Origin of the sequence: Thermophilibacter mediterraneus (assembly GCF_900119385.1) — a bacterium.
GTDB classification, from domain to species: Bacteria; Actinomycetota; Coriobacteriia; order Coriobacteriales; family Atopobiaceae; genus Thermophilibacter; species Thermophilibacter mediterraneus.
In genome coordinates this window covers 405888-417682 of sequence record NZ_FPKO01000007.1, presented here as the reverse complement: position 1 = coordinate 417682, position 11795 = coordinate 405888, and the positions used below count along the sequence as shown (strand labels likewise).

Genomic DNA, 11795 nt, shown 5'->3' with positions numbered 1-11795 from the left:
CCTCGTCCGAGCTAAACGCACGGAATCGGAGTCAAAAGCGTGCGCGCGGCTCGGACAACCGCTCGAACCCGGGCGAGACCATCGCAGCTCCGCCCAGAAGGCACGTTTCGTTGAGCCGAAGCGTGCCTTTTGCTCGGACTAGCCTCGCAACAGAAGCGGCGAGAAGGACCGTGCGGCGGCGAGAAGAGCGCCCGCCCCGGCGACCTACCTGAGCGGCATCGACTCCCAGGAGCCGTCCGCGCGCGGGACCTCGACCGCACGGTAGCCGACCTCCCAGGCGTGCGCATAGGCGCCGGAGATACCGTCGCAGATGTCGGCGGGAACGTGGCCGTCCGACCCCACGGTGATGGGCACCCCGGCGGCACAGAAGCGCTCGAGCAGCCCGCGCGCGGGGTAGTAGTCCCCCACCCCCTTGCGCCAGCCCGCCGTGGAGAGCTCCACGCGCCTGCCCGTGTCGTGCGCGCAGGCGACCATCTCGTCCCAGAGCGGCGCGAGGTCGATCGTGGGGGCGAATCCGGCGTTGACGAAGCGCATGGCTAGGTCGGGGTGGGCCATCGTCGCAAAGGGCAGCGGGCTCTCGCAGGCGCGGCACCACGTCCGCGCGTAGCGCCTCCAGACCTCGTCGGGGCCGAGCTCGCGCCAGATGCGCTGGTCGGTCGGGTCGTCGATCCAGGCCCCGTCGTCCTGCTCGCCGAGCCAGTGCACGCTGCCCAGGAGCACCTGCGCCCCGGACGCCCACCGCTCGACGTTCGGCTCGCAGCCGGGGTACCAGTCGCACTCGAAGCCGTAGATCATCTCGAGCTCGGGGTGAGCGTCGCGAGCCGCCTCCCACGCGGCGCGATGCTCCGCGAGCTGCGACTCGACCACCTGCACGGCGCCCTCCGGGTCCATGACGCGCGGCAGCGTGAGATGGTCGGTCGAGACGAGCACGCGGCACCCGGCGGCGAGCGCCGCGGCGGCGTTCTGGTCAAAGGTGCCCACGCCGTCCGAGAAGTGCGTGTGGGTGTGGGTGTCGACGATCGACCCGGGGTCGAGCGGTCGGGCCATGGCGCCTCCTTGGGGCCGCGGGTTCTTCTCGCCCCATTGTGCCGCATCGGGGCGCGCGGGAGTGTAAGCGTTTCACAAAGGCGGGCCGCCGGGCGAGAAGCCCGACGGCCCGCAAGCGTGCAAAAGTGCCTGTCCCCTTTACACGCTACAGGTCCTGGAGGGCGTAGACGGAGAGCGGTCCCTCGCGAAGTGCCGCGATGGCCTGGACGAGCGCCACCGCGCCCGACATGGTCGTTGCCATGTCGATGCCGCGGCTCACCGCCTCGCTGCGCATCCTGGTGCCGTCACCGCGCGAGCTGTGGCCCTTCGGGGTGTTGATGAGGAACGAGATCTTGCCCTCGGCCATGAGGTCGCACACGTTGGGGTGCCCCTCGGAGATGGGCTTGACGACCTCGCACGGGATGCCCGCGGCGCGCAGCGTCTTTGCCGTGCCGCGCGTCGCCAGCAGGTCGTAGCCGAGGTTGCGCAGCGACAGCGCAACCGGCGCGATGGAGCGCTTGTCGCGGTCGCACACCGAGACGAAGACGGTGCCGGACTGCGGCACGTCGTACTCGATGGCCTCGCGCGTCTTGGCGTACGCCTTGGGGAAGGTCACGTCGAGGCCCATGACCTCGCCCGTGGACTTCATCTCGGGCCCGAGGGTGACGTCGGCGCCCGGGAAGCGGCTCCAGGGCATGACGGCCTCCTTGACCGCGTAGTAGCCGAGGTCGCGCCCCTCCTCGGGCAGGCCGAGGTCGCAGATCTTCTCGCCGCTCATGATGCGGGCGGCGCACTTGGCCAGCGGCACGCCCGTCGCCTTGGACGAGAAGGGCACCGTGCGGCTCGCGCGCGGGTTGAGCTCGATCACGAAGACCTGCTCGTCGCGGACGGCGTACTGCACGTTGAGCAGGCCCCTGATGTGGCAGGAGAGGGCCAGGCGACGCGTGGTCTCGCGGACCTTCTCGACCAGGCGGTCGGAGAGCGAGAAGGGCGGGAAGCAGCAGGCGGAGTCGCCGGAGTGGATGCCGCACTCCTCGATGTGCTCGAGGACGGCGCCCACGTAGCATTGCTCGTCGTCGCACAGGGCGTCGACGTCGAGCTCGATGGCGTCCTCGAGGAAGGCGTCGAGGTAGACGGGGTGGTCCGGGGAGACCTTGGTGGCCTCGGCCATGTAGCCCACGAGGTCCTCGTCGTCGTAGACGATGCCCATGCCGCGACCGCCGAGCACGTACGAGGGCCGGACGAGCAGCGGGTAGCCCACGCGGCGCGCCACGGCCTTCGCCTCGTCGACGGTCTCCGCCGTGCTCGAGGGCGGGTAGGCGATCTCGAGGCGGTCGAGCAGGCTCGCGAAGCGGTCGCGGTCCTCGGCGAGGTCGATGGCCTCGGGCTGGGTGCCCATGATGGGCACGCCCGCGGCCTTGAGGCGCTTGGCGAGGTTGATCGGGGTCTGCCCGCCGAGGGTCACGATCACGCCCACGGGCCTCTCGACCTCGATGACGTTCATGACGTCCTCGAAGGTGAGCGGCTCGAAGTAGAGGCGGTCGGAGGTGTCGTAGTCGGTGGAGACGGTCTCGGGGTTGCAGTTGACCATCACCGTCTCGTAGCCCTTGGCGGCGAGCGCGTAGGCCGCGTGGACGCAGCAGTAGTCGAACTCGATGCCCTGGCCGATGCGGTTGGGGCCCGCGGAGAGAATGACCACGCGCGGCTTCTCCGCCTCGTGGAACTCGGTCACGCCGCCCTTCTCGTAGGTGAGGTAGTGGTAGCTCGTGCGGGCCGCGAACTCGCCGGCGCAGGTGTCGACGGTCTTGATGCACGGGCGCACGCCGAGCACCTCGCGCACCGCGCGCACGGTGTCCTCGCGCTGGCCGGTGAGGTGCGCGAGCTGGGCGTCGGAGAAGCCCAGCTGCTTGGCGGCCATCATGTGGTCGGCGTCGAGGCCGGCGATGCCGAGCTCGCGGATGACGCCCTCGGCGGCCACGATGTCGGCGATGCGCGAGAGGAACCAGCGGTCGATCTTGGTGAGCTCGAAGACGCGCTCCACGCCGTAGCCGCGGCGCAGGGCCTCGGCCACGTAGAGGATGCGCTCGGGCGTGGGCGTCGCGACGCGCTCGTCGAAGGCGTCCTCGTCGAAGGAGTCGTTGCCGTCGGCGCCCAGCCCGGCGTGACCCTGCTCGAGCGAGCGCATGGCCTTCTGCATGGCCTCCTCGAAGGTGGCGCCGATCGACATGACCTCGCCGACGGCCTTCATGCGCGTGGTGAGGGTGTCGTCGGTGCCCTTGAACTTCTCGAAGGCGAAGCGCGGCACCTTGACGACGCAGTAGTCGATCGAGGGCTCGAAGCACGCCGGGGTCTCGCGCGTGATGTCGTTCTCGATCTCGTCCAGGGTGTAGCCCACCGAGAGCAGCGCCGCCATCTTGGCGATGGGGAAGCCCGTCGCCTTGGAGGCGAGCGCGGAGGAGCGGCTCACGCGCGGGTTCATCTCGATCACGATGACGCGGCCGTCGTCGGGGTTGACGGCGAACTGCACGTTGGAGCCGCCGCAGGCGACGCCCACGCGCTCGAGGATGGCGATGGAGTAGTCCCTCAGGCGCTGGAGCTCGAAGTCGTTCAGGGTCTGGCAGGGCGCCACGGTGATGGAGTCGCCGGTGTGCACGCCCATGGGGTCGAGGTTCTCGATGGAGCAGATGACGACGCCGTTGCCCGCGGAGTCGCGCATCACCTCCATCTCGATCTCCTTCCAGCCCTCCACGGACTGCTCCACGAGGACCTCGCTCTCGGGCGAGAGGGCAAGGCCCTGCTCGGCGATGCGCACGAGGTCGTCGTGGGTGTGGGCCATGCCGCCGCCGGCGCCGCCGAGGGTGAAGGCCGGGCGGATGACCACCGGGTAGCCGAGCTCGTCGGCGATCTTCTCGCACTCCTCGATGGTGTGGGCGATGCCGGACTTGGCGACCTCGAGCCCGATGTCGCGCATGGCGTTGGCGAAGAGCTCGCGGTCCTCGCCGGTCTCGATCGAGTCGACGTCGCAGCCGATGACCTCGACGCCGTACTTCTCGAGCACGCCCGACTTGCCGAGGGCGACGGCGCAGTTGAGGCCCGTCTGGCCGCCCATGTTGGGGAGCAGCGCGTCCGGGCGCTCCTTCTCGATCACCTTGGCGACGGACTCCACGGTGATGGGCTCGATGTAGGTGCGGTCGGCGGTCTCGGGGTCGGTCATGATGGTGGCCGGGTTGGAGTTCACGAGCACGACCTCGTAGCCCTCGGCGCGCAGCGCCTTGCAGGCCTGGGTGCCGGAGTAGTCGAACTCGCAGGCCTGGCCGATGACGATGGGGCCGGAGCCGATGATAAGGATCTTCTTGATGTCGGTGCGCTTGGGCATCTAGAAGCGCCTCCCCTCGCGGACGTCGATGGCGAGGTAGTCGTCCTCGCCGCGCATGAGCTTGGCAAACGCCGAGAAGGCGTAGGTGGAGTCGTTGGGGCCGGGCTTGGCCTCGGGGTGGTACTGCATGGAGAAGGCGGGGACGTCGAGGAACTGGATGCCCTCGGGGGTGCCGTCGTTGAGGTTGACGTGCGTGAGGCGGATGCGTCCGTAGCGCTCGTTGCGGACGACCGGCGCCACGCGCATGCGGCTCCAGAAGCGCAGGTCCTCGTCGGCCGGGTGCTCAGTCACGCCACCCGAGAGCTCGGGCACGAGCGCCCCGAAGGTCGAGAAGACCGGGCCGTAGTTGTGGTTCTGCGCGGTGATCTCGACCTTGCCCGTGAGCAGGTTCATGACGGGCTCGTTGCCGCCGTGGTGGCCGTACGGGAGCTTCTCGATCTGGGCGCCGGCGGCCATGGAGATGACCTGGTTGCCCAGGCAGATGCCGAAGACGGGGAGCGTGCCCAGGCACGCGCGCACCGCCTCGACCACGGGCGGCACGCTGACCGGGTCGCCGGGGCCGTTGGAGAAGAACACGCCGTCGGGCTCGAGCGCGAGGACGTCCGCGGCCGGGGTGTCCCAGGGGACCACCGTGACCTCGCAGCCCGCCGCGGAGAGGCGCTTCGCGATGCCGCGCTTCTCGCCGCAGTCGTAGGCCACCACGGAGAGGCGCGGCTGCCCGTCGGCGTCCTGGCCCGGCACGACGTAGCGCTCGCTCGTGGAGACGTCGGCGACGTAGTTGTGCTCGGCGATCGAGGGGGACGCCTTCACGCGCGCGACGAGGCTCTCGGGGTCGAGGTCGGTCGTGGAGATGGCAGCGCGCATGGCGCCGCCCTCGCGGATGGCCAGGGTCAGCGCGCGCGTGTCCACGTCCTCGATGGCCACGACGCCGCGGCTCGCGAGGAAGTTGGGCAGGGACTCGACGCTCTGCCAGTTGCTCGGGGTGTAGCACATGTCGTGGACCACGAGGCCGGCGAGGTTGAGCGGGTCGCCCTGCATGTCCTTCTCGTTGATGCCGTAGTTGCCAATCTGGGGGTAGGTGAGCGTCACGATCTGGCCCGCGTACGACGGGTCGGAGACGATCTCCTGATAGCCCACCATCGAGGTGTTGAACACGACCTCGCCGAAGGTCTCGCCCTCGGCGCCGGCAGAGCGCCCGAAGAAGTACATGCCGTTCTCGAGCGCAAGGAGCGCCCTCGGATGCCTGCCGCCATCTACCAGTAGGTTCACAGCAACACCGCCCTTTCGTCCGCGCGCGCCCTCATCAGAGGCAGCCGCAGCTACAAAAAACGGAGCACCCGCACGCGAGGACTCCGACTAAGGCTGCGACGCTAAGTTGTGGACGCCTTTTCGGTCTCTCGTACCGTCTTAAAGGTCATAGATAGCATAGCAGGTCTGGCGTTGCTCGTGTGACGGGACAACGCCTTCGCAATATTGGCACGTCGGGTCGCCCGTCCCGCTACGCGTCCAGCGCCGCGAGCGCCTCGGGGAAGGGTGCGAGGCTCCGGCGCAGGATGCCGTGCATGTGCGCGATCGCCACGCCGTAGTTGGTCATGGGGACCCCCTGCTCCTCGGCGCGCTCCTGTCGCGCGCGCATCTCTCGCGCGCCCAGCGTGCACCCGCCGCAGTGGACCACGGCCGAGAAGGGCGTGAGGTCCTCGGGGAACTCCCCGCCGCTCGTGAACGAGAGCCTGAGGTCGGCGCCCGTGTGGGCGGCGAGCCACGCCGGTATCTTGACGGTCCCGATGTCCTCGCACTGGCGGTGGTGCGTGCAGCCCTCGCTCACGAGCACGCGGTCGCCGTCGCGCAGGACGTCGAGCGCCGCCGCTCCGCGCACCGCCGCCACGAGGTCGGCCTTGTAGCGCAGCATGAGGATCGAGAAGGACGTGAGCGGCACCGAGTCCGGCACGACGCGCGCCACCTGGGCGAAGACCTGCGAGTCCGTGACCACGAGCGCCGGGGGCCCGACGAGGGCGGCGAGGGCGGAGGCGAGCTCGGTCTCGCGGCAGACGAGCGGCAGGCACCCGGCGTCGAGCAGGTCGCGGATCGTCATCTGCTGCGGCAGGATGAGCCGCCCCCGGGGCGCGGAGGCGTCGATGGGGCACACGAGCGCCACGACGTCGCCCGGCTCCACCAGGTCGGCGACCACGCGCCGGGCGCGGGGCGCGGGGGCGGCCAGGCGCGCGAGGCGCTCCTTGAGCTCGCGGACGCCCGCTCCGGAGCGGGCGCTCACGGCGACGCAGCGCTCCGCGAGGTCGGCCTCGCGCTCGCCCAGCCCGACGAGGGCGGCGCGGGCGGCGGGGAGGTCGCACTTGTTCCACGCGACGACGAACGGCACGCCGCGGCGCCCGAAGGCGTCCAGGAGGTCGCGATCCGGCCCCGCGAGGCCGCGCGCGCCGTCCACGACGAGCACCGCGGCGTCGCACCCCTCGAGCTCCCGGCGGGCGGCGGCCACGCGGCGCGCCCCGAGCTCGCCGGCGTCGTCGTCGACCCCGGGGGTGTCCACCACCACGACCGGGCCGAGCGGCAGAAGCTCCATTGCCCTGCGCACCGCGTCGGTGGTGGTGCCCGCCACGTCCGAGACGACGCTCATGCCCTGCCCGGTCACGGCGTTCACCACGCTCGACTTGCCGGCGTTGCGCACGCCGAAGAAGCCGATGCGCGCCCGCTCGCCGGACGGCATGTCGTTGAGTCCCATGCTCCCCCTCCCCGTCGTCTCGCTAGAACCGGAAGTCGCGACGGTTGGAGGCGCGGATGTCGGCAACGTGCTCGGACGCGAGCGCGCGCGTGCGCTCGTTGGGGATGCGCGCGAGCTCGCGCTCCACGAGGGGCCAGCCAACCTCGCGCGTCTTTGGCGATGCGTAGTCGACCAGGTACTCCGAGAGCGTCATGAGCGCGTTGGGGTGGCAGCAGTTGAGGATCTGCCCGCTCTTGCACAGGCTCATGAAGCGGTCGCCGGTGCGTCCCTCGCGGTAGCACGCCGTGCAGAAGCTCGGGATGTGGTCGAGCTCCATGAGCCAGCGCACGACCTCGTCGAGCGACCGCTGGTCCGAGACGTCGAACTGCTCGGAGTCGTGCGGGCGCTCGGCCTCCTCGTAGCCGCCCACGCTCGTGCGCGAGCCGCCGGAGATCTGCGAGATGCCCAGCTCGAGCGCGCGGGCGCGGACGGCCTCGTTCTCCCGCGTGGAGATGATCATGCCGGTGTAGGGCACGGCGACGCGGATGCAGGCGATGATCTTGGCGAAGGTGTCGTCGTCGATCCCGTTGTCGAACTCGTCGGGGTCGATGTCGTCGGCGCGCTTGAGGCGCGGGACCGAGATGGTGTGCGGCCCCACGCCGTGCACGGCCTCGAGGTGCTCTGCGTGCATGAGAAGGCCCGCGAACTCGTAGCGGTACTTCTCGAGGCCAAAGAGCACGCCGAGGCCCACGTCGTCGATCCCTCCGTCCATGGCCCGGTCCATGGCCTCGGTGTGATAGTCGTAGTCGTGCTTGGGACCGGTGGGGTGCAGCTCCAGGTAGCTCCTCTTGTCGTAGGTCTCCTGGAAGAGGATGTAGGTGCCGATGCCCGCGTCCTTGAGCATGCGGTACTCCTCCACCGTGGTGGCGGCGATGTTGACGTTCACGCGCCGGATGGCGCCGTTTCTGTGCTTTATCGAGTAGATCGTGTCGATGCACTCGAGGATGTACTCGATCGGGTTCATGCGCGGGTCCTCGCCGGCCTCGATGGCAAGGCGCTTGTGGCCCATGTCCTGCAGGGCGATGACCTCGCGGCGCACCTCGTCCTGCGTCAGCCTCTTGCGCGCGATGTGCTTGTTCCTGGCGTGATACGGGCAGTACGTGCAGCCGTTGACGCAGTAGTTCGAGAGGTAGAGCGGCGCGAACATCACGATGCGGTTGCCGTAGTAGGCGAGCTTGATCTCGCGCGCGAGCTCGAAGATGCGCTCGTTGAGCTCGGGGATCTCGCAGGCGAGAAGGACGCTCGCCTCGCGGTGCGTGAGCCCGGCGCAGCGGCAGCCGGCTCCCGACGGGCGCGGGCGCGCCTTCTCGAGCAGGTCCTCGATGAGCGCGGCGTCGCGCGCGTGCGCGGCCGCGTAGTCGAGCGTCTCGCGAATCTCCTCGTCGTTGATGAAGTCCTCGGCGTGACGGGACCTCGGGTCATACGTCGCCATGTGTCTCCCCTCCTTCGCGGTCAGGTGCGGGCGCGCCCGTCCTTCTCGCTCAGACTCAAGGCCTCCTCGGCCGGTCGGCGGGCGATGCGCCGCCGGCCCGTTGTCGGGGAATCAGCGCCTCGCGTCGCCGCGGTCCACGACGACGCAAAGACCCATGTCCCCCATGCGACGCCTCAGCTCGGCGAGCCCCTCGGCAGCCTCGCTCCCGGCGTGCGCCTTATTATCGTACAGCTCGTACTTCTCGCGTGCCTCCATCGGCGAGAGGTTGGGCATGACCACGTTGGCCCCCGCGAGCATGCCCAGCTCCCGGCCTCGCGGGTCGAGCGTGGCGAGCGCCGTCGTGGCCGGGAGCAGCAGCCGGGGGTCGATCAGGCGCAGCAGCGAGAGCAGGTAGCACGTGAGCCCCACCGAGCCCGCGGGCGCGTCGGCGAACGGCGTGGCGTGATGGGGGACAAAGGGCCCGATCCCGCACATGGCCGGGCGGATTCGCTCCACGAGCTTGAGGTCCTCCGCGAGCGAGGACGCGGTCTGGCCCGGCGAGCCCACCATGAAGCCGCAGCCCACCTGGTAGCCGATCTCGGCGAGGTCGCGCAGGCAGGCCAGGCGGTGCTCGAGCGTGAGCTCGGCGGGGTGCAGGCGCGCGTAGTGGGCGGGGTCCGCGGTCTCGTGCCGCAGCAGGTATCGCTCCGCTCCGGCGTCGAAGAGCGCCCGGTAGCTGTCACGGGAGCGCTCGCCCAGCGAGAGCGTGACGGCGCAGTCCGGGTGCGCGGCCCTGATGGCGCGCACGAGGTCGCAGACGCGCTCGTCCGTGAGCGCGGGGTCCTCCCCGCCCTGGAGCACGAAGGTCCTGAAGCCCAGGTCGTAGCCCCGCTCGCAGCAGGCGAGCACGGCCTCGGGCGTAAGGCGGTAGCGCTCCGCGGACCGGTTGGAGCGGCGCAGCCCGCAGTAGAGGCAGTCGTTCCTGCAGAAGCTGCTCAGCTCGATGAGGCCTCGGATGAAGACCTCGTCGCCGTAGACCGCGCGTCGGGCCTCGCGGGCGAGCTCGGCCGCGCGGGCGGCGAGGCTCGGCGAGAAGGACCTCACGAGCTCCTCGTACTGCCCGGTCGGGAGGGAGTGCTCGCGGGACAGGACCTCGAGGAGCTCGGGGGCGCTAGGCACCCGCGCCGCCCTGCTCGGCAACCACGTTGGAGTACAGCGTCTTCACGCTCACTCCGGGGAGCGCCCCCACCTTCCCGGCGAGCGCGGAGGTGACGTCCTGCGGCGCGTCGAGCGCGACGGAGATCACGCTCACCCCTCGCTCGCGGTAGGGCACGCCCATGCGACCGAAGATGTGGTCGCGATACTCGTGCAGAAGCTCGTTCAGGGCCTCGACGGACGCGGGGTCCTCGACGATGATGCCCATGATGGCGACGCGCGTGGTCATGGCTCCCCTTCCCCTCAACGGACGCGATGAGAGCATCATAGGGCTTTCTCGGGAAGCCCGGGACGAGCCTCGGCCCTCCGAGAAGGCGGGCGGCACGGCTCCCAGCCGCCGGCGCCCCCATCCGGCGTGGCCCGAGCCTCTCGCACGGAAGCGCGCGCGGAAGCGTTCCAGACGCTCGGGCGAGCGCCGTCAGCGCTGCGGACGAGAAGAACCGGACGCAGCGACAACCTACCCCCAGTTCACCCAGAAGCCCCCGGCTCCCTGAGGGGGCCGGGGGCCATCGAGCCCATGTTCTTCTCGCAGGCGCTAGCAGACGCCCTGGGCCATCATGGCGTCGGCGACCTTGAGGAAGCCGGCGATGTTGGCGCCCATGACGAAGTTGCCCTCGTGACCGTACTCGCGAGCCGTGTCGTCCACGTTGTGGAACATGCCGCGCATGAGGCTCTCGAGCTTGCCGTCGACCTCCTCGAAGGTCCAGGAGAGGTGCTCGGCGTTCTGGCTCATCTCGAGACCCGAGACGAGCACGCCGCCGGCGTTGGCCGCCTTGCCGGGCATGAAGGCGACGCCGTTCTCCTGCAGGTAGATGGTGGCGTCAGGCGTGGTGGGCATGTTCGCGCCCTCGCCCACGACCTTGCATCCGTTCGCCACAAGCGCCTTGGCGTCGTCGAGGTCAAGCGTGTTCTCGCGGGCGCACGGCAGCGCGATGTCGCAGGGGAGCTGCCAGACGCCCTTGCCGTCCCCCTCGTGCCAGACGGCGCCGGGGCGCTCGTCGACGTACATCGCGAGGCTCACGCCCTGGTCGTGACCGGAGCGCTTCTTGTTGTAGATGTGCTCGAGCACCTGGTAGTCGATGCCGTCGGGGTCCTCAACCCAGCCCTTGGTGTCGGAGCAGGCGATCGTCTTGCCGCCGAGCTGCGCGACCTTCTGGATGGCGTAGATGGCAACGTTGCCGGAGCCGTGGACGACGACCTTCTTGCCCTCGAAGGAGTCGCCGGCACTCTTGAGGTACTCGTCGACGAAGTAGACCAGGCCGTAGCCGGTGGCCTCGGTGCGGGCGAGCGAGCCGCCGAAGGTGAGGCCCTTGCCGGTGAGGACGCCGGTCCACTCGTTCCTGATGCGCTTGTACTGGCCGAACATGTAGGCGACCTCACGGCCGCCCACGCCCAGGTCGCCCGCGGGGACGTCGGTGTTGGGGCCGATGTGGCGGCAGAGCTCGGTCATGAACGACTGGCAGAAGGCCATGACCTCGCGGTTGGACTTGCCCTTGGGGTCGAAGTCCGAGCCGCCCTTGCCGCCGCCCATGGGAAGGGTGGTGAGGCTGTTCTTGAAGATCTGCTCGAAGCCGAGGAACTTGAGCATGCCGGGGGTGACCGTGGGGTTGAAGCGCAGGCCGCCCTTGTAGGGGCCGATGGCGGAGTTGAACTCGACGCGGTAGCCGCGGTTGACCTGGACCTTGCCCGCATCGTCAACCCACGGCACGCGGAACATGACCACGCGCTCGGGCTCGACGATCCGCTCGAGAAGGGAGGCCTCCTCGTACTCGGGGTGCGCGTCAAGCGCGGGCTGCAGGGTCTCGAGGACCTCCTTGGCGGCCTGGATGAACTCGGTCTGCTCGGGGTAGCGAGCCTCAAGCTCGGCGATGACCCTCTCGGAATACGTCATGGTTGCTCCAATCTCTGGACGACCTCGGGCCGGTTTTCGGCGCCTGGAAGAGAATACGTCGGAAACGTCATGGTGCACATTCGGTGCGTCATGTGTAACG

General features: G+C 69.7%; 8 protein-coding genes. All 8 read right to left on the bottom strand.

Annotation, left to right across the window (positions count from 1 at the left end):
* Nucleotides 1–204: 204 nt before the first annotated feature.
* Nucleotides 205–1047, bottom strand: a complete 843-nt coding sequence (locus BQ7106_RS01800; protein WP_072370316.1) for a PHP domain-containing protein — start codon at nucleotides 1045–1047, stop codon at nucleotides 205–207.
* Between the two features lie 145 nt (nucleotides 1048–1192).
* A complete protein-coding gene (carB, locus tag BQ7106_RS01795; RefSeq protein ID WP_072370313.1) occupies nucleotides 1193–4402 on the bottom strand; it encodes a carbamoyl-phosphate synthase large subunit in 3210 nt (1069 codons plus the stop codon).
* Entirely contained in the window at nucleotides 4403–5671 is a 1269-nt protein-coding gene (gene carA, locus BQ7106_RS01790) for a glutamine-hydrolyzing carbamoyl-phosphate synthase small subunit (protein ID WP_072370310.1), read from the bottom strand. It lies immediately after the preceding gene.
* A 229-nt stretch (nucleotides 5672–5900) separates the two neighbouring features.
* Nucleotides 5901–7139: a [FeFe] hydrogenase H-cluster maturation GTPase HydF gene (gene hydF / locus BQ7106_RS01785; protein WP_072370305.1), complete on the bottom strand. Its 1239-nt coding sequence runs from the start codon at nucleotides 7137–7139 to the stop codon at nucleotides 5901–5903.
* Nucleotides 7140–7161: 22 nt separating this feature from the next.
* Nucleotides 7162–8610 (bottom strand): [FeFe] hydrogenase H-cluster radical SAM maturase HydG, encoded by a 1449-nt coding sequence (gene hydG / locus BQ7106_RS01780; protein ID WP_072370302.1) that lies wholly within the window; start codon nucleotides 8608–8610, stop codon nucleotides 7162–7164.
* A gap of 111 nt (nucleotides 8611–8721) precedes the next feature.
* Nucleotides 8722–9768 (bottom strand): [FeFe] hydrogenase H-cluster radical SAM maturase HydE, encoded by a 1047-nt coding sequence (gene hydE / locus BQ7106_RS01775; protein WP_072370299.1) that lies wholly within the window; start codon nucleotides 9766–9768, stop codon nucleotides 8722–8724.
* Nucleotides 9761–10033, bottom strand: coding sequence for a TM1266 family iron-only hydrogenase system putative regulator (locus tag BQ7106_RS01770; RefSeq protein ID WP_072370297.1), 273 nt, complete (start codon nucleotides 10031–10033; stop codon nucleotides 9761–9763). The genes hydE and BQ7106_RS01770 overlap by 8 nt, the downstream gene beginning before the upstream one ends.
* A gap of 306 nt (nucleotides 10034–10339) precedes the next feature.
* Nucleotides 10340–11695, bottom strand: coding sequence for an NADP-specific glutamate dehydrogenase (gene gdhA / locus BQ7106_RS01765; RefSeq protein ID WP_072370294.1), 1356 nt, complete (start codon nucleotides 11693–11695; stop codon nucleotides 10340–10342).
* Between the last annotated feature and the right edge of the window lie 100 nt (nucleotides 11696–11795).

Bases quoted from the DNA above. Each gene is read 5' to 3' on its own strand.
- hydF (WP_072370305.1), bottom strand. From the start codon at position 7,139: ATGGGACTCAACGACATGCCGTCCGGCGAGCGGGCGCGCATCGGCTTC.
- BQ7106_RS01770 (WP_072370297.1), bottom strand. From the start codon at position 10,033: ATGACCACGCGCGTCGCCATCATGGGCATCATCGTCGAGGACCCCGCG.
- gdhA (WP_072370294.1), bottom strand. From the start codon at position 11,695: ATGACGTATTCCGAGAGGGTCATCGCCGAGCTTGAGGCTCGCTACCCC.
- carB (WP_072370313.1), bottom strand. From the start codon at position 4,402: ATGCCCAAGCGCACCGACATCAAGAAGATCCTTATCATCGGCTCCGGC.
- BQ7106_RS01800 (WP_072370316.1), bottom strand. From the start codon at position 1,047: ATGGCCCGACCGCTCGACCCCGGGTCGATCGTCGACACCCACACCCAC.
- hydG (WP_072370302.1), bottom strand. From the start codon at position 8,610: ATGGCGACGTATGACCCGAGGTCCCGTCACGCCGAGGACTTCATCAAC.